23 protein-coding genes are annotated in these 23,717 nt (G+C 66.1%); 15 read left to right on the top strand and 8 right to left on the bottom strand.

Annotated elements, in window-relative coordinates:
- Window positions 1-149 precede the first annotated feature (149 nt).
- Complete coding sequence (locus tag AC2YJX_RS02990; protein ID WP_487255417.1) at window positions 150-824, top strand: Crp/Fnr family transcriptional regulator; 675 nt, start codon at window positions 150-152, stop codon at window positions 822-824.
- Between the two features lie 175 nt (window positions 825-999).
- Window positions 1,000-1,701 carry a Crp/Fnr family transcriptional regulator gene (locus AC2YJX_RS02985; protein ID WP_487255237.1) on the top strand — a complete coding sequence of 234 codons (702 nt, stop codon included), beginning with the start codon at window positions 1,000-1,002 and terminating at the stop codon, window positions 1,699-1,701.
- 77 nt (window positions 1,702-1,778) lie between these two features.
- Here AC2YJX_RS02985 and AC2YJX_RS02980 read toward each other — a convergent pair whose 3' ends face one another.
- The 3 genes from AC2YJX_RS02980 to AC2YJX_RS02970 all read right to left on the bottom strand — a co-directional run bounded on the left by AC2YJX_RS02980 (window position 1,779) and on the right by AC2YJX_RS02970 (window position 2,983).
- Entirely contained in the window at window positions 1,779-2,396 is a 618-nt protein-coding gene (locus tag AC2YJX_RS02980; protein ID WP_233559240.1) for a BON domain-containing protein, read from the bottom strand.
- A 132-nt stretch (window positions 2,397-2,528) separates the two neighbouring features.
- Window positions 2,529-2,756 (bottom strand): diguanylate cyclase domain-containing protein, encoded by a 228-nt coding sequence (locus AC2YJX_RS02975; RefSeq protein ID WP_487255236.1) that lies wholly within the window; start codon window positions 2,754-2,756, stop codon window positions 2,529-2,531.
- On the bottom strand, window positions 2,690-2,983 hold the full coding sequence (locus AC2YJX_RS02970; protein WP_487255416.1) for a GGDEF domain-containing protein: 294 nt from the start codon (window positions 2,981-2,983) through the stop codon (window positions 2,690-2,692). The genes AC2YJX_RS02975 and AC2YJX_RS02970 overlap by 67 nt, the downstream gene beginning before the upstream one ends.
- On the opposite strand from AC2YJX_RS02970, the gene AC2YJX_RS02965 reads away from it, so the two are divergent.
- The 3 genes from AC2YJX_RS02965 (at window position 2,873) to AC2YJX_RS02955 (ending at window position 6,098) form a co-directional block, all read left to right on the top strand.
- The gene (locus AC2YJX_RS02965; protein WP_487255426.1) at window positions 2,873-3,376 is read left to right on the top strand and encodes a hypothetical protein; all 504 of its coding nucleotides are present in this window, start codon (window positions 2,873-2,875) and stop codon (window positions 3,374-3,376) included. The genes AC2YJX_RS02970 and AC2YJX_RS02965 overlap by 111 nt on opposite strands.
- Window positions 3,377-3,774: 398 nt before the next feature.
- Window positions 3,775-4,797, top strand: a complete 1,023-nt coding sequence (locus AC2YJX_RS02960) for a GGDEF domain-containing protein (protein WP_487255235.1) — start codon at window positions 3,775-3,777, stop codon at window positions 4,795-4,797.
- A 98-nt stretch (window positions 4,798-4,895) separates the two neighbouring features.
- On the top strand, window positions 4,896-6,098 hold the full coding sequence (locus tag AC2YJX_RS02955) for a multidrug effflux MFS transporter (protein ID WP_228898373.1): 1,203 nt from the start codon (window positions 4,896-4,898) through the stop codon (window positions 6,096-6,098).
- Between the two features lie 173 nt (window positions 6,099-6,271).
- Here the strand turns inward: AC2YJX_RS02955 and AC2YJX_RS02950 are convergent, their stop codons facing one another.
- Window positions 6,272-7,378 carry a DUF72 domain-containing protein gene (locus tag AC2YJX_RS02950; RefSeq protein ID WP_228898380.1) on the bottom strand — a complete coding sequence of 369 codons (1,107 nt, stop codon included), beginning with the start codon at window positions 7,376-7,378 and terminating at the stop codon, window positions 6,272-6,274.
- 42 nt (window positions 7,379-7,420) lie between these two features.
- A complete protein-coding gene (locus tag AC2YJX_RS02945) occupies window positions 7,421-7,831 on the bottom strand; it encodes a hypothetical protein (protein ID WP_121420358.1) in 411 nt (136 codons plus the stop codon).
- 163 nt (window positions 7,832-7,994) lie between these two features.
- On the opposite strand from AC2YJX_RS02945, the gene AC2YJX_RS02940 reads away from it, so the two are divergent.
- From AC2YJX_RS02940 to AC2YJX_RS02930, 3 genes are all read left to right on the top strand, one after another.
- Complete coding sequence (locus AC2YJX_RS02940; protein WP_228898382.1) at window positions 7,995-10,364, top strand: Tex family protein; 2,370 nt, start codon at window positions 7,995-7,997, stop codon at window positions 10,362-10,364.
- 81 nt (window positions 10,365-10,445) lie between these two features.
- Window positions 10,446-11,273, top strand: coding sequence for an HDOD domain-containing protein (locus tag AC2YJX_RS02935; protein ID WP_055393979.1), 828 nt, complete (start codon window positions 10,446-10,448; stop codon window positions 11,271-11,273).
- A gap of 44 nt (window positions 11,274-11,317) precedes the next feature.
- A complete protein-coding gene (locus AC2YJX_RS02930; protein WP_228898384.1) occupies window positions 11,318-12,523 on the top strand; it encodes a patatin-like phospholipase domain-containing protein in 1,206 nt (401 codons plus the stop codon).
- A gap of 3 nt (window positions 12,524-12,526) precedes the next feature.
- Here AC2YJX_RS02930 and AC2YJX_RS02925 read toward each other — a convergent pair whose 3' ends face one another.
- Window positions 12,527-15,361: a bifunctional diguanylate cyclase/phosphodiesterase gene (locus tag AC2YJX_RS02925; RefSeq protein WP_487255415.1), complete on the bottom strand. Its 2,835-nt coding sequence runs from the start codon at window positions 15,359-15,361 to the stop codon at window positions 12,527-12,529.
- 270 nt (window positions 15,362-15,631) lie between these two features.
- Window positions 15,632-16,768, bottom strand: a complete 1,137-nt coding sequence (locus tag AC2YJX_RS02920) for an iron-containing alcohol dehydrogenase (protein ID WP_228898388.1) — start codon at window positions 16,766-16,768, stop codon at window positions 15,632-15,634.
- Window positions 16,769-16,865: 97 nt separating this feature from the next.
- Here AC2YJX_RS02920 and AC2YJX_RS02915 point away from each other — a divergent pair, with 97 nt between their 5' ends.
- The 3 genes from AC2YJX_RS02915 (at window position 16,866) to AC2YJX_RS02905 (ending at window position 19,625) form a co-directional block, all read left to right on the top strand.
- Window positions 16,866-17,735, top strand: a complete 870-nt coding sequence (locus tag AC2YJX_RS02915) for a 2-keto-4-pentenoate hydratase (protein ID WP_436129125.1) — start codon at window positions 16,866-16,868, stop codon at window positions 17,733-17,735.
- Between the two features lie 62 nt (window positions 17,736-17,797).
- A complete protein-coding gene (locus AC2YJX_RS02910) occupies window positions 17,798-18,760 on the top strand; it encodes an alpha/beta hydrolase (RefSeq protein WP_487255234.1) in 963 nt (320 codons plus the stop codon).
- Window positions 18,761-18,767: 7 nt separating this feature from the next.
- Window positions 18,768-19,625, top strand: coding sequence for a YbgC/FadM family acyl-CoA thioesterase (locus AC2YJX_RS02905; RefSeq protein ID WP_228898397.1), 858 nt, complete (start codon window positions 18,768-18,770; stop codon window positions 19,623-19,625).
- Window positions 19,626-19,690: 65 nt separating this feature from the next.
- Here AC2YJX_RS02905 and ygfZ read toward each other — a convergent pair whose 3' ends face one another.
- Complete coding sequence (gene ygfZ / locus AC2YJX_RS02900) at window positions 19,691-20,599, bottom strand: CAF17-like 4Fe-4S cluster assembly/insertion protein YgfZ (protein ID WP_487255233.1); 909 nt, start codon at window positions 20,597-20,599, stop codon at window positions 19,691-19,693.
- Window positions 20,600-20,644: 45 nt separating this feature from the next.
- On the opposite strand from ygfZ, the gene mltG reads away from it, so the two are divergent.
- From mltG to AC2YJX_RS02880, 4 genes are read left to right on the top strand one after another with little or no spacing between them, the layout of a single operon-like run.
- Window positions 20,645-21,631, top strand: a complete 987-nt coding sequence (mltG, locus tag AC2YJX_RS02895; RefSeq protein ID WP_370108275.1) for an endolytic transglycosylase MltG — start codon at window positions 20,645-20,647, stop codon at window positions 21,629-21,631.
- Between the two features lie 20 nt (window positions 21,632-21,651).
- A complete protein-coding gene (gene tmk / locus AC2YJX_RS02890) occupies window positions 21,652-22,329 on the top strand; it encodes a dTMP kinase (RefSeq protein ID WP_288850506.1) in 678 nt (225 codons plus the stop codon).
- Window positions 22,326-23,336 (top strand): DNA polymerase III subunit delta', encoded by a 1,011-nt coding sequence (locus AC2YJX_RS02885; protein ID WP_487255232.1) that lies wholly within the window; start codon window positions 22,326-22,328, stop codon window positions 23,334-23,336. The genes tmk and AC2YJX_RS02885 overlap by 4 nt, the downstream gene beginning before the upstream one ends.
- Window positions 23,337-23,353: 17 nt before the next feature.
- The gene (locus AC2YJX_RS02880; RefSeq protein ID WP_010465538.1) at window positions 23,354-23,713 is read left to right on the top strand and encodes a PilZ domain-containing protein; all 360 of its coding nucleotides are present in this window, start codon (window positions 23,354-23,356) and stop codon (window positions 23,711-23,713) included.
- The last annotated feature ends 4 nt before the right edge of the window (window positions 23,714-23,717 follow it).

Below are 23,717 nucleotides of genomic sequence, written 5' to 3'. Positions count from 1 at the left end.
TACCGTACAGACCCGAAGGGCGTGGCCCCACAAACTGGTTACTTGCCCAGCGTGGCAGGCACAACCGCGATGGTGGTGCGCCCCGCGTTCCACAAGGTGCCGACATCAAACGATCCGACTCTCCCCTTCAGAATCAATTGCTGGCCGCTTTGCCGGAGGTGGAGTTGCAGCGCTGGCTGCCGCAGCTGGAGACGGTGGAACTGGCGTTGGGGCAGGTGCTGTACGAATCCGGCGCAACCATGCCGTATGTGTATTTCCCCACCGACGCCATCGTGTCTCTGCTGTACGTGCTGGAGGACGGAGCTTCGGCAGAGATTGCTGTGGTGGGCTTTGAGGGCCTGGTGGGCATCTCCATCTTCATGGGCGGCGGCTCTACCCCGAGCCGTGCTGTGGTGCAAAGCGCGGGTTCGGGTTACCGCATGCGCGCCGACGCCATGAAGCTGGAGTTTTCCCGCTCCGGGCCGGTCATGCACCTGCTGCTGCGCTACACGCAGGCACTCATTACCCAGATGGCGCAGACCGCAGTGTGCAACCGCCACCATTCGCTGGACCAGCAGTTGTGCCGCTGGCTGCTGCTGAGCCTGGACCGCCTGCAAAGCAACCAGCTGGTGATGACGCAGGAACTGATCGCCAACATGCTGGGTGTACGGCGCGAAGGAGTGACCGACGCGGCCCTCAAGCTGCAGCGGTCGGGGCTGATCAGCTATGCCCGGGGGCATATCAATGTGCTGGATCGCCCGGGCCTGGAAGCACGCACCTGCGAGTGCTACGAGGTCGTCAAGAAGGAGTACGACCGGTTGCTGCCCACGGGCGTTGCCAGCTAGCGCGTTTTCGAAGGGGTGCCTGGTCGGGCGGGGCAGGCGTGCTGTGTGCGCTGGCAGACAGTCGCGCGGCAAAGGGGCGCCCACACTGGCCGCAGACCTGCGCTGGGCAAGCCCCCGTGCGGTTGTCATGATGCCGCTTCTTTGAGCGGCGCGGACCGACCTGTGAGACGCCCCGATGCACCGCCCCGAAAATGCCCTTCTTCTCAAGTTGCGCCCTGCCGCGCGCCAGCAGTTGTTGGACCACTGCGAACCGTTCGAACTGGTGCTTTCCGCAGAGCTGAGCGTGCGGGGCAAGCCGCTGCAGCATGCCCACTTTCCCATTGAAGGTTTCCTGTCCCTGGTGATCGATGTGGACAGCCACCCCCCGCTCGAAGTTGGCATGGTCGGGGGAGAGGCGATGCTGGGGGCGGAGCTGATTCTGGGGCTGGCGGCCACACCTTGGCGGGCGCTGGTGCAGGGGGCCGGGTCCAGCTGGCGCATCGGCGCCCAGCAACTGCGCGCGCAGATCGACGCGATTCCCGAACTGGAGGCCTTGCTCCAGGCCTGCCTGCTGACGCGCCTGCACCAGCAGACGCTGGCGGCGGCATGCCAGCGCTACCACCAGATTGCGCCGCGCCTGGCGCGCTGGCTGCTGATGATGCAGGACCGCTCGCATTCAGAGTGTTTTCACGTCACCCAGGAATTCATGGCCCTGATGCTGGGCGTGCGCCGCGTGGGCGTGACCGAGGCGGCCAGCCATTTTCAGGACAGCGGGTTGATCGTCTACCACCGGGGCGAACTCACGGTGCTCGACCGCAAGGCGTTGGAGGCCGAGGCCTGCAGCTGCTACGCCGCAGACAAGCAGATCTATCAGCGATTGATGAAGGCCAAAGTCTGACCATCCAGAAGACCTCAGGAGGCTCTGAGAGCGCAGCGCCCGCACGGTTGTGCCCCGTTCCGGGCAAGGGGCCGCGCCTACTGCTTGATCAACAGTTCTTCTTGAATGCTGCGAATGCCCAGCACGCGGTGGGCCAGGTGGACCCAGCCGCTCTGCTTGCGTTCAGTGTCGGCAGGCAGCCCGGTTTCCAGAGCCAGGGGATGGCTCAATGCCATCCCAACGGGGGACGGTGCTGGCGGCGTCCCATCCTGCGCGGCGGATTCAGGGTGTGAGAAATTGCCCAAACTGCGCTGGTTGCGCAACGTGTCTGAGTCGGGAACGTAGCTCTTGCCGAGGGTTGGGCTGGGTGCCACGCCTGTAGAGAACATGAAGCTGTCCACCGAACTCACACCGGGCACGGTTTGCGCCACAAACACAGCAAGGTCGATCTGCGTGGGGTCTGCCGCCATGCCGCTGAGCAGCACCACCCCCTGGTGCGATTCGACGCCGATGTTGAAGCTGTTTACCACCGGCGACAGGATGAGTGCGGCGCGGACGCGAGACGTCAGCACGCTGTCTTCCAGGTAGGCGGTGGGGGAGGGTGCGGCAAGCGTCCAGTCGGTGACAAGCTCGATGCGCTTGCAGCCTTGCAGCGACATCACCGCCAACGCCCCCAGAAGGGCACTGGAAAGCTTACGGGGTGTGGGATGTCGCATGCAAAAGTCCTTTGGAAAGGTTGTCACCATGGTGGTGGCCGTTGTTTGCACTGTCCCATCGCACGCTGCAGCCGTCTGTTCGTAACCGTACTCATGGGAATGTTTTACTTTGTGAGGAAGGCACCTGCGGGATCACGCGGCTTCGCCGTAGAACGCGAATCCGCGCCGTTCGCGCTTGGCCGCATACATCGCCGCATCGGCGCATGCCAACAGGTCTTTGGCCGCCGTGCCATGCTGGGGGCACATGGCTACGCCAATGCTGGGGCACACCAGCAGTTGCAGGTCGGCGACCTTCATGGGGCGGGACACGGCCTCCAGCAACTTGGCGCACAGCTGGCGCAGCGGCGCAGCGTCGGCCACGCCTTGTAGCAGGCAGACAAATTCGTCGCCCCCCCAAGGCGCACCACCAGGTCGCCGTGGCGCACTGCTGCACTCAGCCGTGCTGCGGTAATGCGCAGCACCTCGTCCCCCACGCCGTGTCCATGGGTGTCGTTCACGGTCTTGAAGTGGTCGAGGTCAATGTAGATCACCGTTGGCCCAAGGTCTTCAGGCCCGCGCTGGGCAAGGGCCTGGCCCAGTTGCTGCATCAGGTGGCGGCGGTTGGGCAGGGTTGTCAGCTCATCATGCAGGGCTTGGTGGCGCGCGTGGCGCTCACCCCCACGCACGCAGGCCAGATCGGCCTCGGCCTGAATGAGTGCCTTGCGGGTTCCGCGGAAGGCGCGTTCCAGCGCTTGCCGCTGGGCGGTTTCGCGCTGGAGGGCCTGGCGCATTTCCTCAAGGGCCGCAACGCACTCTGGCAAGCTGACATCGGCGCCGGGCTTGGGATAGAGGGTGTGGGTGGTGCGGGGAAGGAGGACTTTCGCATGCGGTGCTGCGCGGTGGAACCACTGCGCACGTATCGCCCGGAACACCTGGTTCCAGCGCCGCAGTTGCACGGTGGTTGGCCAGGATGTGGTGAGGGCTTTGCCCCACAGAAATGATCTTTGGTTGGTACCCATATGCCGAGCCCTGTTGTGCCTTCACCTCAAGGAAGGAGATTTGATTTGCCTTACGGCGTGTGGTCAGGGCGCACGTGCGCTATTGCCAGCGCAGACAGACTCCCTGTTGCCACAAAGTCTGCAGGGTTGCTGCCGGTGTCACTGTCTGTCACCGCACATATCTGGCCGAGGACGGGCCGGTGAAGGCGGCCTGTTGCAGCTTGTCTCAGGAGGGGCAGTGGTGGCGTGTTGCGAGTGTTACATTCAGTTATACCGTTTGAAGCAACTGTTTTTGCCCTTGCTGCGCGACCCTTGGGAGATCGCCTCCGGGCTCTTGGCTGCTGTGGCAGCTTCGCTGGCTGTCCGTGAATTTTTGAAGTCTCAGGCAAGGAATCCCTCCCATGTCCCCAGAACGCCAACGGCTGATCCGCCTGCTGTTCGACGAATACATCGAGATGTATGCCGCACGGGACGCAAGGCTGGTCACCCGTTTTAGTGACAACTTCAGCGGCTTTGCGGGCAGCAGCGACCAGCTGGTCAAGAGCCGTAGCGATTGGGTTGACGTCACCTTGCAGGACTTTGCCCAGGTGCCCGGCCGCATCGGCATTGACGTGCTGGACCTCTTCCCCCAGGAGCTGAGCGATGACGTGGTGGCCGTCACGGCGTTTTTCCACATCCGGCTGCCCATTCCTGACGCACTGTTTGCCCGCGAGACCGCGCGACTGGTGCTGGTGTTTCGCCATGAGGAGGGCGACTGGAAGATTGCCCACAGCAGCATTTCCATCCCCTACGGCCTGGCGCGTGACGGCGAGGTGTACCCGGTAGGCCGCCTGCAGCAGCGCAACCTGGAGTTGGAGGCGCTGGTGGAAGAGCGCACCCAGGCCCTGGCGCAGGCCAACCAGCGGCTGCAACTGATCAGCAACACCGATGGGCTCACCGGCATTGCCAACCGCCGCCATTTTGACCAGACCCTGGCGCACGAATGGGCCCGCGCCCAGCGGGCGCAGACGCCGCTCTCGCTGATCATGCTGGACGTGGACGTGTTCAAGCACTTCAACGACCACTATGGTCACCTGGCGGGCGATGCCTGCCTGCAGGCGCTGGCCCTCACCCTGGCGCAAACCGGCGGGCGCCGCGAGGGTGATCTGGCGGCGCGCTTTGGTGGCGAGGAGTTTGTGGTGCTGCTGCCGGCGTCGGACGCGCAGGCTGCCATGGAAGTGGCCCGCCAGATCCAGCAGGCCATCCAGGCGCTGGCCTTGCCGCATGAGGGGGCACCCTTTGGCATCGTTACCGTGAGTTTTGGCGTGGCCAGCCTTGTGCCCCAGCGTGACCAGGCCCCCGAAGAACTGGTGCGCCGCGCCGACCGCGCCATGTACCGCGCCAAGCAGGCCGGGCGCAACCGCATCGAACTGGCTCCGGACTGAAGGGTGGGCGCAGTACCTGCCGTGCCCGGGTAGCGCTTTTGGCCATTCATTAAGGGTTTACCCGAGTTCATGCACCGAAATGGTGACAATGGGCGGCTATGCATTTTTCCCGCTTCCTCAAAATGGCCCTCATCCTGGGCCTGCTCTCGGCCATCGGCCCCTTTGCCATCGACATGTACCTGCCCGCGCTGCCCGACATTGGCGCCAGCCTGGGGGCGTCGGTGGGCGCTGTGCAGTGGAGCCTGACGGCGTTTTTCCTGGCGCTGGGGGCTGGCCAGCTGTTCTACGGCCCTATCTCCGACATGGTGGGGCGCAAGCCGCCGCTGTACTTTGGCCTGGGCCTGTTCACGGTGGCCAGCGTGGGGTGTGCGCTGGCCAGTGACATCGAAACCCTGGTGGCCCTGCGCTTTTTGCAGGGTCTGGGCGCGGCGGCGGGCATGGCCATACCGCGTGCCGTGGTGCGCGACCTGCACACGGGCACCGATGCAGCGCGGCTGATGTCGCTGCTGATCCTGGTGTTCAGCGTGTCGCCTATCCTGGCGCCGCTGGCGGGCAGCGGGGTGATTGCCCTGACCGGCTGGCGCGGCGTCTTCTGGGTGGTGGCCGTGGCCGCCGTGGCGGGGCTGGCGCTGGTGTACGGCAGCTTGCAGGAGACGCGCCCCGCGTCCGACCGCGTGGAAAGCAGCCTGGGCGGCGCCCTGCGCGCCTATGCGTTGCTGCTGCGCGACTGGCACTACCTGGGCCTGGTGTTCATTGGCGGCTGTGCCATGGCCGGGTTTTTTGTGTACCTGGCGGGCTCGCCGTTTGTGCTCATCAACCACTACGGGCTGACGCCCACGCAGTACAGCCTGGCCTTTGGGGTTAACGCGGCAGCGTTCATCGGCGCCTCCCAATTCACCGCCACGCTGGGTGAGCGCTTTGGCATGGTGCGGGTGGTGAAGGCGGCGGCCACGGCCTCGGGCGCGGTCATGGCGTCGTTGCTGCTTTACTACCTGCTGGGCGGCGATGACCTGGCCGTGCTGATCGGTTTGTACTTTGTAGCCAGCGCGCTCATGGGGCTGGTGATCCCCACCACCTCGGTGCTGGCGCTGGAGAAACACGGCGCCATCGCCGGCACGGCATCGGCCCTGCTGGGCACACTGCAGATGCTGACGGGCGCCTTGGCCATGGGCGTGGTCGGCCTGTTTGCCACCGGCAAGCCCTTGCCCATGGTAGTCGGCATGGCCACCGGGGCGCTGGTGGGCGTGGCGCTGGCGTGGATCACGCTGGGCGGCAGGCGCGGGGCGATGGTGCATGCCTAGTCCGTGCCGCAAGCGCTTGCAGAAAATTTGAATAAAAAGTGCCTCTAGCGCTTGATGGATAAGCGCTAGAAGCTATGAATATGTGAGTATTTCGCCTTCCAGAGCGGTACATCGCATCCGGCTCACACCGCGCTCAGACTCACCCGCAGGGACGTCGCTGGTGCGCGAGCACATCAGCGTGGCGCTGCCGTCAGCACCGCAGCCACTTCGTCGGCCACACCGCGCACCGTCAGCGGCGCGCAGCCCTCAGCATGGTTGCTGATGGTCACAAAAGCGTTCTGCCCCCGGCGCGTGATGCCCGCAATCACGCTGGCCAGCTCCGCCCGGGTGGGCAGGTCGGGGTGGTGCAGGCGGTCGTAGGGGGCGTACAGGCGCTCCGCCTCTTCATAGCCATAGGGGCCATGCACCGGGTTCAGGTTCCAGCGGCACACCAGGGGGCCGGGCCACAGCGCGCGCAGCATGGGCAGCTGTTGCTGCAGTGGCGGCATCTTGGCGTGCAGGCCCAGGCAGTAGGTGGCACCGGCTTCGCGCAGCACGGCGGCAAAGTCGGGGGTCAGCCATTCGGGGTCGCGCACTTCCACGGCGATGACGCCATCGGGTGCCAGTGGCGCCAGTGCGGGCTGCGCGAGCAGCATGGCGCGCAGGCGCTCCAGCAGGAGGGGCATGCGGTCCAGCTGCGCCAGCGGGAGCGGGCTGAGCTGGAACACCAGCGCGCCCAGCTTGTGCCTCAGGCCTTGCAGGGCAGGTTCCACACACTCGCTGCGGGCCAGTTCGGGGCTCAAGAATGCCGGGTTGGCCTGGCGGCCCCGGCCGTCTTCGCTGCGCACCAGGGCGTCGGTCACCACACTTGGTGCCTTCACCACAAACCGGAAGTCGTCGGGCACCTGCGAGGCGTAGCGTTCGTACTGGCTCACGGTGAGCGGCCGGTAAAAGCTGCGGTCAATGCTCACGGTGCGCATCAGCGGGTGCTGGGCATACACCGCCAGGCCTTGCTTGGACAGTTGCGTGTCGGAATGTTCGCCCTCCCACACCAGGCCTTTCCAGCCGGGGTAGGTCCAGCTGGAGGTGCCCAGGCGCAACTGCCGGGGCAGGGCGGCGGCCAGGGAGGTTAGCGCATCGTCGCGCGCCATGGCGGCTACCTGGCTGGAGCGTTTGCGCGGGGCAGGCGGCGCGGCGTGTTCTGCGGCTTCGGGCGCATCGGCTTTGGTCGGCCGGGTGGAATGCCGCGAAGGCACAGGAGGTGTTGGGGCTTCGGGGCTGCCGAACAGGTCGTCTTGCATGCGGCGGGCAGGGCGGGTGGGCGAAGAGACGGATGCGCGGGGTCACAACCCCGAGAACAACCCGCCTTCGTTCAGCAGCTCGTACGTGATCTCCGGCCGCTGGTCCATGCCCTTCTTGATGGCGGCCGGGATGGCCTGGCGCGTCTTGCGGCACAGCCCGCGCTGCTCGTGGACCAGGATGGTGATGCCGCGCAGGGTGCGCACTTCGTTGGGGCTGGGGGCAATGGTCAGGCGCAGGCCCAGCTGCTGCTCCATGCGCTCCTGCAAACGCCGCAGGTCGCTCAGGCTGGTGATGTTCTCCAGCCGCTGCAGCAACTTCTTTTCTTCAGCCTGGGTGAGCTGCAGGATGCGTGCCTCCAGCACGGCATCGGGGGATTGCAGCAGGGCATCCCGGTCGCAGACACAAGCGCCCGGCGGGCATTCTGTGCGGATGGGGAAGGGCAGGGGCTGCATGAAGGGGCGGTCTTGGAGGCTGGAGCATTCTAGACAGCCCACCCCGCCCTCATGGCAAGGCCGGTTGTTCCCTCGGGTTGTTACCAATAGTGCCTGTGGCAAACTCCCGCGCTTCGCGTTTTTGTTCGTTTGTTTGACCGAGTCTCAGAGAGTTTGCCCACACATGCAGCAGATCATCCGGCAGTTGGCCGCAGAAATCAGGGTTAGTGAACAACAGGTGCGCGCAGCGGTGGAGCTGCTGGACGGGGGCGCCACGGTGCCCTTTATCGCGCGCTACCGCAAGGAAGTCACCGGTGGGCTGGACGATATCCAGCTGCGCGAGCTGGAAGCCCGCCTGTCTTACCTGCGCGAGCTGGACGACCGCCGCGCTGCGGTGCTCAAGAGCATTGACGAGCAGGGCAAGCTGACCGATGCGCTGCGTGCTGCCATTGCCGCAGCTCCAACGAAGCAGGAGCTGGAAGACATCTACCTGCCGTTCAAGCAAAAGCGTCGCACCAAGGGCCAGATGGCCCGCGAGTTCGGCATCGAGCCGCTGGCTGACAAGCTCTTTGCCGACCCCACGCTGGACCCTGCCGTGGAGGCTGCCGCCTTCACGAAACCGCCCGAGGTGCTGGACGATGGCAAGACGGGCGCGGACTTTTCGACCGTGCCCGCAGTGCTGGACGGCGTGCGCGACATCCTTTCCGAACGCTGGGCCGAAGACCCGGCACTGGTGCAAAACCTGCGCGAATGGCTGTGGGCCGAGGGGCTGCTGCGCAGCAAGAGGGTCGAGTCCAAGAACGAGAACGACCCCGAGGTCTCCAAGTTCCGCGACTACTTTGAATACGACGAACCCATCGGCCGCGTGCCTTCGCACCGCGCGCTGGCGGTGTTCCGGGGTCGGGGCCTGGAGATTCTGGAAGCCAAGCTGGTGCTGCCCGTGGAGCCCGAACCCGGCAAGCCCAGCATGGCCGAAGGCAAGATTGCCCTGCACCTGGGCTGGAGCCACCAGGGCCGCAAGACCGATGACCTGATCCGCAAGTGTGTGGCCTGGACCTGGCGCGTGAAGCTCAGCCTCTCGACCGAGCGCGACCTGTTCGCCCGCCTGCGCGACGACGCTGAAAAAGTCGCCATCAAGGTGTTTGCCGACAACCTGCGCGACCTGCTGCTGGCTGCGCCGGCTGGACCGCGTGTGGTGATGGGCCTGGACCCGGGCATCCGCACCGGTGTGAAGGTGGCCGTGGTGGATGCCACGGGCAAGCTGGTGGAAACCGCGACTGTCTACCCGCACGAGCCGCGCCGCGATTGGGAGGGCTCGCTGCACACCCTGGCCAAGCTGGCCGAGAAGCACGGCGTGAACCTGATTGCGATTGGCAACGGCACGGCCAGCCGCGAGACCGACAAGCTGGCCGCCGACCTGATCAAGCTGGCGGCCAAGGTGGACCGCGTGATTGAAAAGGTGGTGGTGAGCGAGGCCGGTGCTTCGGTCTATAGCGCCAGCGAATACGCCTCGCAAGAGATGCCCGATGTGGACGTGAGCCTGCGTGGCGCGGCATCCATCGCACGCCGCCTGCAGGACCCGCTGGCCGAGCTGGTCAAGATCGACCCCAAGAGCATTGGCGTGGGCCAGTACCAGCACGACGTGAACCAGAGCGAGCTGGCGCGCACGTTGGGCACGGTGGTGGAAGACTGCGTGAACTCGGTGGGCGTGGACCTGAACACGGCCAGCGTGCCCTTGCTCAGCCGTGTCTCGGGCCTGTCGGGCAGCGTGGCCAAGGCGGTGGTGCGCTGGCGTGAGGCCAATGGCGCGTTCAAGAGCCGCAAGCAGCTCATGGACGTGGCAGGCCTGGGCGCCAAGACGTTTGAGCAGAGCGCGGGCTTCTTGCGCATCCGGGGGGGCGACAACCCCCTCGATATGACCGGCGTGCACCCCGAGACCTACCCCGTGGTAGAGCAGATCATGGAGAAGACGGGCAAGCCCGTGGCCGAGATCATGGGCCGCGCCGACATGCTCAAGACCTTGAAGCCCGAGCTGTTTGCCAACGAAAAATTCGGTGTCATTACCGTCAAGGACATCCTGGCCGAGCTGGAAAAGCCCGGCCGCGACCCGCGTCCGGACTTCAAGGTGGCGCGCTTCAACGATGGCGTGGAAGACATCAAGGACCTGAAGGAAGGCATGATCCTGGAAGGCACGGTGAGCAACGTGGCCCAGTTTGGCGCCTTCATCGACCTGGGCGTGCACCAGGATGGCCTGGTGCACGTGAGCCAGCTTGCCCACAAGTTTGTGAATGACGCCCGTGAGGTGGTAAAGACCGGCGACATCGTCAAGGTCAAGGTGATGGAAGTGGATGTGGAGCGTAAGCGCATCGGCCTGTCGATGAAGCTGGGCGACGCGCCTCCGCGCCAGGGCGGCGACCGGGGTGCACCCCGCGACAACCGCTTTGAGGGGGCTGGCCGCGGCTATGCACAACCCCAGCGCCGCGCGCCTGAGCCCGTGCAACAGTCGGCCATGGCGTCGGCATTTGCCAAGTTGCAACAGGCCAAGGGCCGTTGACGGATTGCGGCGGGATGGCCTGGGTTTGCGGCAGGTTGGGGGCCATAATCGCCAGCAACCCCAACTCTGGTGCCTGACCCCATGGAGCTGAACGCACTGCTGGCCCAACCCGTAGCTCTGCCCAGCCTTCCGCGCACGGTGGCATTGCTGATGAGCGAGCTGGCGCATGAAGAGCCCAGCCTGCGGCGTCTGAACCAGCTTTTTGGCACCGACCCGGCCCTGGCCGGGCGGCTGCTGGAGCTGGCCAATTCCCACACCTTCCAGGTACCGCGCCAGATTGCCGGCATCCCCGAAGCACTGGCACTGCTGGGTATTGCCCAGGTTCGCACACTGGTCACGTCGGCACCGCTGGGCACCGCGTCGCGCTCGGTGCCCGGCGTGCACATGCAGCAGTTCTGGCGCTACAGCCTCAACACGGCCAAGCTGGCACGGTCGCTGGCGGGCATCGTGCACCAGAACCAGACTGCTGCGTACACCACCGGCCTGCTGCACGCGCTGGGCGAGCTTGTGATTCACCTGGCCGACCCGGACAAAGCCCAGTCGGTCAACACACTGGTGGCCCCGTTTGACCTGCGGCGCGGCAAGATCGAGCAGCGCATCTTTGGCTACTGCTATGGTCATGTGACGGCCGGGCTGGCGCGCCGCTGGCGTTTGCCCGAGGTGGTGGTGGATGCCCTGCACCACCAGAGCGCGCCGTTTGACAACAATGCCTACGAGCCCCTCGCGGGCGTGATCCACCTGGCGTCCTGGCGCGCCCGAGCGCGTGAGGCAGAACTGGGCGAAAAGGAACTGGCCGTGTCGTTCCCCGGCGAAGTGGGCTTGGCCCTGGGGCTGGACATCGACATGGTGCTGCAGCAAGACCCTATCGACTGGACTGCGAAGCCTGAGGCTGCTGACTACGTGGTGTGAGAGCTGGTTTTGAGCCGCCTTGCGGCTTTGCGAAAATGCCGCCCATGAAAGCCCTGCGCATCCATGCCGGCCCCCGTGCCCGCCAACACCTTCAAAACCACGGGCTGCAGCCCGGCGATGTGGGCGTGATCCCTGCGGCGGCAGGGGGCCCCAAGGGCCTGATCCTGGGTCCGCTGGACCGTTTCATCTTTGGGGAGTGGCTGCCCCAGTCCAGCCAGCCGGTGCACCTGGTGGGCGCCTCGATCGGCGCCTGGCGCATGGCCACGGCCTGCCTGCAGCAATCGGTGGCGGCTTTCGAGCGGCTGGAGCACGACTACATCCACCAGCACTACGACCTGCCGGCGGGCAAGAAGCGCCCCACGGCCGCGCATGTGAGCGAGCGGTTTGGGCAGAACCTGCAGGCGTTTTATGGTGGGCGCATCGACGAGGTGCTGAACCACCCGCGCTACCGCCTGCACATCGTCACCTCGCGCGGGCGGCACCTGCTGGGGCGCGAGCACCGCGTGGCCACGCCGCTGGGCTATCTGGGCGCGTTTCTGACGAACACGGTGCACCGCAAGGCGATGGGGGCGTGGCTGGAGCGGGTGGTGTTTTCCTCGTCCGATGCAGCCACGGCCGATGGTGTTGGTGTGAGCGTTGGTGCTGCGTGCGCTGCATTGCCGTTTGGCACCTCGGACTACCGCACGCGCCAGGTGCTGCTGCACGGCGGCAACTTCATGCCAGCGCTGCAAGCCAGCTGCTCGATCCCGTTTGTGCTGCAGGCCGTGCACAACATTCCGGGTGCGCCCCGTGGAGCGTATTGGGACGGGGGCATCACCGACTACCACCTGCACCTGTCCTACGGTCAGCAATCACAGAATGCTATTGAATTAATAGCTGGTAGCGCTTATCCAACAAGCGCTGGCGGCCAAAAAAACTCAAATTCTGGCCCGACTGCCTCGCCCGGCCTGGTGCTGTACCCGCATTTCCAGCACCAGGTGGTGCCCGGCTGGCTGGACAAGGGGCTCAAGTGGCGCCACCGTTCCACCCCGTCGCTGGACAACATGGTGGTGCTGTCGCCCAGCCCCGACTGGGTGCGCTCCTTGCCCAACGCCAAGCTGCCCGACCGCAACGATTTCACCCACTACGGCACCGACAGCGCCGCGCGTGCCAAGGCCTGGCTTGCGGCTACGCGGGCCAGCCAGCAGCTGGTGGACGAGTGGCAGGCGTGGCTGGCGCGGCCCGACATGAACGCAGTGCAACCGCTGTAGTACTCAGGTTGAGGCAGGCCGCCGCGCCGCCTCCTGCACCGCTCGGGCCGCATGGCGAGCAGCGTGCTCCCGGGCCCAGGTCAGCACCTCGTGCGCAGGCATGGGCCGAGCAATGCCAAAGCCCTGGGCGCGCTCGCAGCCTAGCTCCAGCAGCTTGGCGCATTGCTCGGCGGTTTCTACGCCCTCGGCCACCACATGCCGGTGAAAGGCGGCGGCCAACGCGACGATGGCGCTCACGAGCGTGAGGTCGTCGCCGTCTTCCAGAATGCCTCGCACGAACGACTGGTCGATCTTGATGGTTTCAGCCGGCAGGCGCTTCAGGTAAGACAGCGAGGAGAAGCCGGTGCCGAAGTCGTCCAGCGCAAAACGCACGCCCAGCGCCTGGCAGCTTTGCATCATGTGGCGCATGTACTGCATGTCTTGCAAGGCTGCAGATTCGAGGATTTCCAGCTCCAGGCGGGTGGGCGACACCTCGGGGCAAGTGTGCAGGATGTCCTTGAGCCGCTCCACAAAATTGGCCCGATGAAAGTGGGGTGCGGAGATGTTCACGCTCACCTCCCACAGCATGCCGGCGTCTGTCCACTGCCGCATCTGGGCCAGGGCCTGGCGCAGCACCCATTCGCCCACTTCCACCTCCAGCTCGGCATCCTCGATCAGGGGCAGCACATGCTGCGGGCCCAGCAGGCCTTGCTCGGGGTGTTGCCAGCGCAGCAGGGCCTCCAGCCCCAGGATTTCGCCGGTGCGCAGGTTCACCTTGGGCTGGTAGTGCAGCACCAGCTCGCCCGCGTGCAGCGCCTGGGCCACGCGGGTCTGGCGGGTGTGCTGGGTCTGCACGGCGTGGTCCAGCTGCACGTCGAACACATGCATCTGGTTGCGGCCGAAGCCCTTGGCCTGGCACATGGCCTGGTCGGCGTGGCGCAGCAGGGTGTCGGGGTTGGCGTCGTCTTGCGGAAACACGGCCACGCCCACACTCACGGTGGTGTGCAGCACGCGGTCGTCGATGGCGTAGGGGGCGGCCAGCTGCTGCATGAGCACGTCCACACGCGCCTCGATGGCGGGTATGTCGGGCAGTTCGCCCAGCAGCAGCACAAACTCATCGCCCCCCATGCGCGCCACGGCGTCCTGCGGCGTGATGAAGGCGCCCAGGCGCCGCGCGGTTTCCTTGAGCAGGCGGTCGCCCACGCGGTTTCCGTGGGCGTCGTTCACGGTCTGGAAATGGTCCAGGTCGAGCATGCACACCGCCAGCAGCAGCCCTTTTTGCCGCGCCACGAAGATGGCATGGGTCAGCCGCTCGGCCAGGGCGGCGCGGTTGTACAACCCGGTGAGCGGATCGTGCCGTGCGTGCCATGAAATCTGGTGGCGCAGGTTGCGGGTCTCGGTCACGTCGCGGAACACCAGCACGCAGCCTGCGGCCGTGCCATCGCCCTGGCGGATCGCTGACGCGGTGTACTCGATGGCGTAGCGTTCGCCCGAGCGGTGGATCAGCACCTCGTGCGTGACCGGCTGCAGCGCGCCGGGCACGGTGTCCCGCTCGGCCGCAGAACTGGCGTTGCGGCTGGCAAGCTCTTCATACAGGCGAAACACGTCGTCCAGCTGCCGCCCCAGCGCCTGGTCGGCGGTGAAGCCGGTCATGAGCTGTGCAGCCTCGTTGATGGTTTCGATGCAGCCCGAGGGGTCGGTGGTGATCACCCCGTCGCCGATGGAGGCGAGCGTGACCTCGGCGCGTTCCTTCTCGGCGCGCAGGGCCTCCTGGGCGCGTTTGCGTTCGGTCACATCCACCAGGGTGCCAATGGTGCCGGCCAGCGTGCCCCGGGTGGTGGTGAATGGGGCCTCGTAGTAGGCCATGTCCCTTGGGGGCTGGTGGTTGGCCGGGTGCACGCGGATCTCGTTGTCCTGCGCCTGGGCGATCTGGGTGGAGCGCTCGGGCGACAGCTCCTGGGGATACGCGGGTGGCGAGGCCTGAGCGCTGCCAGCACCGGCAGGGGCATGAAAAAGCCGCTGCCAGGCGCAGTTGACTTCGAGGGTGACACCCTTCGCATCCCGCACGAACACCGGCAGGGGCAGGGCGTCGATCAGCTGGCGTGTGAAGTGCAGTTGTTCGCTTTGCTGCTGCTGGGTTTCGCGCAGCGACAGCACCAGCGACTGGACCTTGCCCGCCATGTCATTGAAGGTGGCCGCCATGGCGCGCGATTCGAGCGTGCCCGTCACCTCCATGCGCGTGTCCAGGCGGCCCTGGCGGAACGCATCGGTGGCTTCTGCCAGGCGGCGCAGCATGCGGGCATTGGCCCGCAGCAGCAGGGTGAGCAGCAGCAGGATGGTGAAAATGTTGAGGGTCGAGATGCGCAACTGCACCACCACCGTGCTCCAGACCTGGCCGACGAGGGGGGCCGCCTGCAGCGTCACCGTCAGGCGCCCGGAGGCCCCGCCGCTGGACAACGCCTGGCTGAACTGCTGCGAGGGCGGTGCAATGTTGACCCATTGGGCAAACCAGTCTGGCGCGGTGGCGGGCAGGCGGGGCGCGCGGGCTTCGGTGGCGGGCTCGCTGTCCACCTGCCATTTCAGCGAATGGATGCCCGGCCCGAAGCTAGCAATCCCTTCGCTGAGCAGCGTGGCTTGGGCCTGGCGGTCCGAGGCGGGCAGGGCCGCCAGCGACGGCAGCAGCGCATCGCCAGCACGGCGCAGTTCGGTGGCGGCATGGCGGCGCACCTCGTCGGTTTCTGTGGCCACCAGGTAGTGGTAGCGCACCGTGCTGACCAGCACGATGATCAGCACGATAGGCACATACAGCCGGGGATAGGTGCCCCGCAGGAGCCAGGTGCTGAGATTTCCGGTGCGCATCGACAGTGGCCCTCCCCCCAGGGCCTGATCAAAGTCTCCGGGCAGCGCCAGAACGACATTGAACTGGCTCTCCACCAGGGTAATGAATTGTTAATTAATTGTTGACGAGTCGGAGTCTAGCGCGTAGTGAATCGCGTGAGATGGGTTTGGACAGCGCAATCCCGCAGGAGCGGCCACGGCAGGAAGGCTTCTATGTGCGTTGGAGGCGGCGGCACGCCAGGTGCTGTGGCGCCGCCGCAGGGAGATCACCAATACGCTTTGGGCAGGCCCTTACAGCGACTGCGCCAGCATGTCGCGGTATTCCTCGGGCGTGGCAATGCGCGGGTTGGTCTTGTGGCAGTGGTCGGCCATGGCGCCCTTGATGATGTCGTCGAACAGGGCTTCGGTCACTCCCATGGCCGCCAAGCCCGTGGGCAGGCCAAGGCGGGCGTTCATGTCGCGGATGGCCTCGGGGATGTCGCCCGCGCTGGCCAGGCCCATGGCGTGTGCCATGCGTTCCAGGCGCTTTTCCTTTTGCACCGATTCGGCCGTAGCGTTAAAGCGGATCACGGCGGGCAGGAACATGGCATTGAGCGTGCCGTGGTGCAGGCGCGGGTTCACGCCGCCCAGGCTGTGGCTGAGCGAGTGCACCGCGCCCAGGCCCTTCTGGAAGGCCATGGCGCCCTGCATGCTGGCGCTCATCATGTGCAGGCGCGCGTCGCGGTCGCTGCCGTTTTTGGTGGCCTGTTCGATGTTCGCCCAGCCGCGTGTGAGGCCATCCAGCGCGATGCCGTCAGCGGGCGGGTTGAACGCGGCGGACATGAAGGTTTCCATGCAGTGCGCAATCGCGTCCATGCCCGTGGCGGCCGTGAGCGTGGGGGGCAGGCCCAGCGTGAGTTCGGGGTCGCAGATGGCCGTCTTGGGCACCAGGTGCCACGAGTGAAAGCCCAGCTTGCGGTGGTCATCCACGATGATGATGGCGCCTCGCGCCACCTCGCTGCCCGTGCCGCTGGTGGTGGGCACGGCGATCAGCGGTGCGGCGCGCTCGGTGATGCGGGGTGAGCCGCCTTCGATGGTGGCGTAGTGGGTGAGGGGACCTTCGTGCGTGGCGGCAATCGCAATGCCCTTGGCGCAGTCGATGGCCGAGCCACCGCCCACGGCGATCAGGCCATCGCAGCCCTGGGCCTTGTACATTGCCACGGCGGCGCGCACGGCGGCTTCGGTGGGGTTCGACGGCGTCTGGTCAAACACCGCCACGGTCATGCCAGGCAGCGCGTCCAGCGCCTTTTGCAGCACGCCTGCGGCCTTCACGCCAGGGTCTGTCACGATCAGCGGACGTGTAATGCCCACACGCTCGCACTCTTGTTTCAGCAGCTTGACGGCGCCGAATTCAAACTGGATCTGGGTGACGTAGTAGATGAAAGCCATGGTGCAACAGGATGTGTGAATGGGAGTGCCAGCGATTACGATAGCTCGCCAGCCCTTGAAACGAGTTCTGAGCTCACTTTATAAGGAGGAGACACGCGTGAAAACGAAGCAAACCCTGATGGCGGCCCTGGTAGCCGTCGCATCTGTGACAAGCGCCCAGGCCCAGTGCCTGACCGATGCGCAGGCCGCCGACCTGGTGGCCAACTATGTCGCCAAAACCCCCGCCGCCAACCCCGAGAACCTCACTGACGCCGACGGCGCCTGCACACGCGGCAAGGTCAACGCCTTGCTGGCACAGCGCATGGGCAAGGTGATTGGCTACAAGGCGGGCCTGACCAACCCCGCTGTGCAAAAGCGCTTCAACACCGACAAACCCGTGTGGGGCAAGCTCTACGAAGGCATGGTGCTGCCCAGCGGCGCCACGGTGGATGCGGCCTTCGGTGCCCGCCCACTGTACGAGGCCGACATGCTGGTGCGCGTGAAAAGCGCCGCCATCAACCAGGCCAAGACCCCCATGGACGTGCTGGATGCCGTGGACCAGATCATCCCGTTCATGGAATTGCCCGACCTGATGGTGCAGGCGCCGCCCAAGCTCAATGGCGCAGGCGTGACGGCCATCAACGTGGGCGCGCGCCTGGGCGTGGCGGGTACGCCCATTGCTGTGCCAGCCTATCGCGGCGAGCGTTTTGCCATGCTGAAGGCGCTGGCCGACATGAACGTGTCGCTGACCGATGGTGCGGGCGCGCGCCTGGGCGGTGGCAAGGGCAGCGACATCCTGGAGCATCCGCTCAATGCCGTGGTGTGGCTGGCGGGCGCGTTGGCGCAAGAAGGCCTGGCCATGCAGCCGGGCGATCTGATCAGCCTGGGCTCGTTCTCGCCCCTGCTGCCACCCAAGGCCGGTTTGTCGGTGACGGCCACCTACGATGGCCTGCCCGGCGCCGCACCGGTGCGCGTGACCTTCAAGTAAACCACCGATGAGCGGCCCGCCGCCTTGCGGGCCGTTTTCTTTTCTTGCCGAGACCCCACCCGTTGACCGACCTGCACATCCACCACACCCGTCTCACCCCCCAGATGCGCAGCGTTCTCGAACGCATGGCCCGCGCGGGGCACCCACCGCTGCACACGCGCACGCCGCAGGAGGCACGCATCGCTTACCAGGGGGGCGCGGATGTGCTGGAGGTGCCCAAGGCCGCGCTGGCGCGGGTGGAGGACCTGCAGATCCCGGCCCGCGACGGCGCCATGCTGCCCGCACGGCTGTATGCGCCGAGCACCGACGCGGGCCTGCCCATGCTGCTGTACACGCATGGCGGGGGCTTCACCATCGGCAGCGTTGCCACGCACGACATCCTGTGCCGCGAACTGGCACGCTTGGGCCGCTGCATGGTGGTGTCGCTGGACTACCGGTTGGCCCCGGAGCACCGCTTTCCCACGGCCAGCAACGATGCGTGGGATGCGCTGCAGTGGCTGGCTGCCAACGCTGAGCGCCTGGGGGCCGACACCCAGCGGCTGGCCGTGGGCGGCGACAGTGCAGGCGGTACGCTGGCCGCCGTCAACGCAATCCTGGCGCGGGATGCGGGCCTGCCGCTGGCGCTGCAACTGCTGATCTACCCCGGCTGTGCAGCGCACCAGGACACGCCTTCGCACACCACCTTCGCGCGCGGCCTGGTGCTGGAAGAGCCTGCTATCAGCTGGTTCTTCGGCAACTACGTGCAAAGCCGCGCCGAGCGCGAAGACTGGCGCTTTGCCCCGCTGCATGCCCCGGATGTCGATGGTGTGGCCCCCGCCTGGATCGGTCTGGCCGAGTGTGACCCGCTGGTGGACGAAGGCATAGCCTACGCCGACAAGCTGCGCCTGGCAGGCGTGCAAGTGGACCTGGACATCTACCGGGGCGTGACCCACGAATTCATCAAAATGGGCCGCGCCATCCCCGAGGCGCGCAAGGCCCATGCTGACGCAGCCCGTGCGCTGCGATTGGCCTTTGGAATGGAGTGAAGACAACATGCAACGCAACGAATTCCGCTGTTTCCACCGCCTGCGCGTGCGCTGGGCCGAGGTGGACATGCAAAAGATCGTGTTCAACGCGCACTACCTCATGTACATCGACACGGCCATGAGCGACTACTGGCGCGCGCTGGGCCTGCCCTACGAGGCGAGCATGCATGTGCTGGGCGGTGAGATGTATGTGAAGAAGGCCACTGTGGAATACCACGCCTCTGCGCGGCTCGATGACACGCTGGATGTGGGCCTGCGCTGCACGCGCATCGGCAACTCATCCTGCCTGTTCACGGCGGGCATTTTCTGTGGCGACCGGTTGCTGATCTCGGCCGAACTGGTCTATGTGTTTGCCGACCCGGCCACGCAGACCTCGCGCCCGGTGCCACCCGCGCTGCGTGCCATCTTCGAGGGCTTTGAGGCCGGTGCCGACATGGCCGAGGTGCGCACGGGCGACTGGAACACCCTGGGCCGCGATGCAGGCCGTGTGCGCACGGAGGTGTTTGTGCACGAGCAGGGCATTCCCGCCGAAATCGAAGCCGATGTGCACGACATCTCGGCCCGCCATGCCGTGCTCTACAACCGGCTGGGAATGCCCATTGCTGCAGGCCGCTTGCTGCAGCAGTCACCGGGTGTGGGCCGCATCGGCCGCATGGCCGTGGACCGCTCGGTGCGTGGTGCGCAGTGGGGGCGGCAGTTGCTGGATGCGCTGGTCGCCGCCGCCAGCGCCCGGGGCGACACGGAGGTGCAATTGCACGCCCAGCGCAGCGCTGAAGGGTTTTACCGCCGCGCCGGTTTCTCCGTGGTAGGTGAGCCTTACGAAGAGGCTGGCATCGCGCACATTGCGATGGCGCAGCGGTTGTAGTTGATTTTGCTATTAATAAATGAGCTGCTTGCGCATGATGGATAGGCGCTGGAGCCCATTTTTATTCAAATATCTTCGAGCAGCGCGTAGGGCAGCGGCAGCAGGGCCAACGCTACGCCGTCCGTGGCACCCACCTGCAGGCTGCCTTCCTGCGCGGCGCTGATTTGCAGCGACACGATGGTGTCGAATCCGCCGTTCGGCGCAGAAGCCACCTGCACCACGGTGCCGCAGGGCTGTTCCAGGTCTGCCGTGTTGAACACTTCGGCTCCCACTGCCACTTCGGCTGCCGCATGGGCGATGTAGGCCCGGCGCTTGAGCGTGCCCCGGAACTGGCTGCGCGCCACCACTTCCTGGCCGGGGTAGCAGCCCTTCTTGAAGTTCACGCCACCCACGGATTCATAGTTCAGCATCTGGGGCACAAAGGCCTCGACCACGGGCGTGGTCAGGGTTGCCACGCCGCTCTTCACCTCGCTCCAGAGCCACAGTGCGGCATCCAGCGCGGGGCCTGCGGGGGCTGGGTCAACGGCCGGGGCCACCCACAGGGCCCGGGGCTGGCCATCGGCGGGGTACAGGTGGACCACCGACGCGGTGCCGATATCGGCCTTAGTCCAGGCGGGCTGGCTGACGTCGGGCACGGTGTCTCCGGCCAGACCGTACAGGGCAAAGTCGCTCGTGGCGTCGGTCAGCTTGGCCTTGGCGCGCAATACAAACATCGACAGGCGCTTGAGCGTGGGGGGCAGCAGGTCGCGGCTGCACACCAGCAGCACCTCGGTAGCGCTGCGCTTGAAGCCGATGAAGCTGGCCTGCATGCGGCCCTTGGCCGACAAAAAGGCTGCGAGGCGGGCCTGGTCCATGCCGAGCAGGGCGAAATCCTGGGTGAGCTGGCCGTGCAGAAACTTGGCGGCGTCTTCGCCTTCCACGCGAATCACGCCCAGGTGGGACAGGGGGGCAATGCCGTTCAGGGGGTAAGTCATCGCTGAATTATGATGCCCTGTTTCATACACACAGACGGCAGGGTTGTGCGACGTTTACTGGCTTTGATCGCGTTGGTTTTGATCGCATCCGGTGGTGCGGCTTTTTGGTGGCTGCACCAGCCGCTGGTGACCGGCAGCGAGCCTCTGGAGCTTGCCATCGAGCCCGGCACCACACCCCGGGGCGTCGCACGTGATGTGGTGGCTGCAGGCGCGCGCGTGGATGCCCGCATGCTCTACGCCTGGTTCCGCTTCTCGGGCCAGGACCGCGCCATCAAGGCCGGCAACTATGAAATCCCCCCTGGCACCACGCCCCGCAGCCTGCTGCAAAAGCTGGTGCGCGGCGAAGAGAGCCTGCGCGCCATCACCCTGGTCGAGGGCTGGAACTGGCGCCAGGTGCGCCAGGCGCTGGCCAAGGAAGATCAGCTCAAGCGCGACGTTGCCACGCTGACCGACGAAGCGCTGATGGCCCAGCTGGGCCGCCCCGGTGTCCCACCCGAGGGGCGCTTCTTTCCGGACACCTACACCTACGCCAAAGGCTCCAGCGACATCGCTGTGTTGCGCCGGGCGATGCATGCCATGGACCGCCGCCTCGAAGCCGCCTGGGCGCAACGCGCGGCGGACACACCCCTCAAGTCCGCCGAAGAGGCCCTGATTCTGGCCAGCATCGTGGAGAAGGAAACGGGCAGGGCCAGCGACCGGGGCCAGATTGCGGGCGTGTTTGCCAACCGGCTGCGCGTGGGCATGCTGCTGCAGACCGACCCCACGGTGATCTACGGCCTGGGCGAGAAGTTTGATGGCAACCTGCGCCGCCGCGACCTGCAGACGGACACGCCCTGGAACACCTACACCCGCGCAGGCCTGCCGCCCACGCCGATTGCCATGCCCGGCAAGGCGTCGCTGTTGGCCGCCGTGCAGCCGGATGCCACGCGCGCCCTGTACTTTGTGGCCAAGGGCGATGGCGCCAGCCACTTCAGCACGTCGCTGGAGGAGCACAACCGTGCCGTCAACCGCTACCAACGCGGCCAGCAGTAGATTCTTCCACCAAGGTTTTCATGTCACGACCCGGTCTGTTCATCACCTTTGAAGGCATCGACGGTGCGGGTAAGTCCTCGCACATCGAGGGGCTGGCCACTGCCTTTCGGGCACAGGGCCGTGCTGTCACCGTCAGCCGCGAGCCAGGCGGCACGCCGCTGGCCGAGAAGCTGCGTGAGATGGTCCTCAACGACCCGATGGATGCGCTCACCGAGTCCCTACTGATCTTTGCGGCCCGCCGGGATCACCTGCGCAATGTGATCGAGCCCGCCCTGGCGCGGGGCGACGTGGTGCTGTGCGACCGCTTCACCGATGCCACCTTTGCCTACCAGGGCGCGGGGCGCGGCTTTGATCTTGATGTGCTATCAATATTGGAGCGTCTTGCGCAGACTGGACTTGCGCCAGAGGCAGATTTGATGCGTGAACCCGATCTGACGGTGTGGTTTGACCTGGCGCCGGAAGTGGCTGCAGAACGCCTGGCCGGTGCGCGCGTGCCCGACCGTTTCGAGGCCCAGCCTGTGGAGTTCTTCCGCCGCGTTGCCCAGGGCTATGCCGACCGCGCGGCTGCAGCGCCGCAGCGCTTTGCGCGCCTGGACGCGGCCCAAGACCGCCACCGCGTGTGGCAGCAGCTCACCAGCGTGTTTGTGCGCAAGGGGTGGCTGGCGATCATGGTGGCGTCCCAGGGGGGGGCGCAATGAGCGAGGCCACAGTGGCATTGGCGCCGTGGATTGCCGCGCAGCGCACCAGCCTGCTGGCCCAGCGCGGCCACGCGTGGTTGTTGCAGGGGCCATCGGGCCTGGGCCAGTACGCCCTGGGTATGGAGCTGGTGCGGGCCTGGCTGTGCGATGAGCCCACGGAGCAGGGCGCGTGCGGCCAATGCAGCAGTTGCCATGCCATCGACGTGCGCACCCACGCCGATCTGTGTGTGCTGATGCCCGAGGTGCAGATGATGGCGCTGGGCTGGCCCCTGTCGGAAAAGGCCCAGGCGGACATTGACGACAAGAAACGCAAGCCCAGCCGCGAGATCCGTGTGGAGGCCATGCGCGATGCGGTGGAGTTCTCGCAGCGCACCTCGGCGCGCGGCAAAGGCAAGGCGGTGCTGGTGTACCCGGCCGAGCAGATGAACCACATCACGGCCAATGCCTTGCTCAAGACCCTGGAGGAGCCGCCGGGTGACGTGCGCTTTGTACTCGCCAGCGAGGCGGCGCACCAATTGCTGCCCACCATTCGCAGCCGCTGCCTGGGCCACACCATGGTCTGGCCCGCACAGGACCAGATGCTGCAGTGGCTGCAAGGGCAGGGCATCGCTGCGGATGCCGCTGTGTCGTTTTTGCGGGCCGCAGGCGGGCGGCCCGACGATGCGTTGGCACTGGCGCGCTCGGGCCGCAGTCCACAAGCCTGGTCGGCCTTGCCGCAGGCGGTGGCCAAGGGCGATGTGACTGCCTTGGGGGACTGGTCGCCCGCGCAGGTGATCGACGCACTGCAAAAACTCTGCCATGACCTGCTGGCGGCCAGCGTAGGCGGCGCGCCGCGCTACTTTGCGCCCGCAGACCTGCCCAAGGCGCTGCCGCCGCTGGGTGCTCTGACCCGCTGGTCGCGCGCACTGGCCAAGGCTGCACGCACGGCGGACCATCCTTTCAATGCTGGCCTCATGCTGGAGGCGCTTGTCGCCCAGGCGCGAAACACCCTACACTCCAAGCACTGAGCCGCACCCATCCATCCATGAGCAGTCCATCCACCGCCCCTCGCCCCAGCGTCATGCAGCTGGCCATCAAGGAAAAGGGGGCCCTGTACGCGGCCTACATTCCCTTTTTTGCCGAAGGGGGCATTTTTGTCCCCACCCAGCGGGATTACAAGCTGGGCGATGATGTCTATGTGCTGCTCACGCTGCCGGACGACACGCAGCGCTATCCGGTGGCCGGGCGCGTGGCATGGGTCACGCCAGCACGGGCTGCGGGCAACCGCACCCAGGGCGTCGGCATCCAGTTTCCCAAGGACGAAAAGTCGCGCCAGCTCAAGGCCAAGATCGAGGAACTGCTGGGCACATCCCTGGGGTCCGACCGGCCCACCCAGACCATCTGAGCCT

It is taken from the genome of Acidovorax sp. SRI_002 (genome assembly GCF_057586455.1).
The sequence above is the reverse complement of the archived record's forward strand: the minus strand, read 5'-3'. Positions and strand labels throughout refer to the sequence as shown.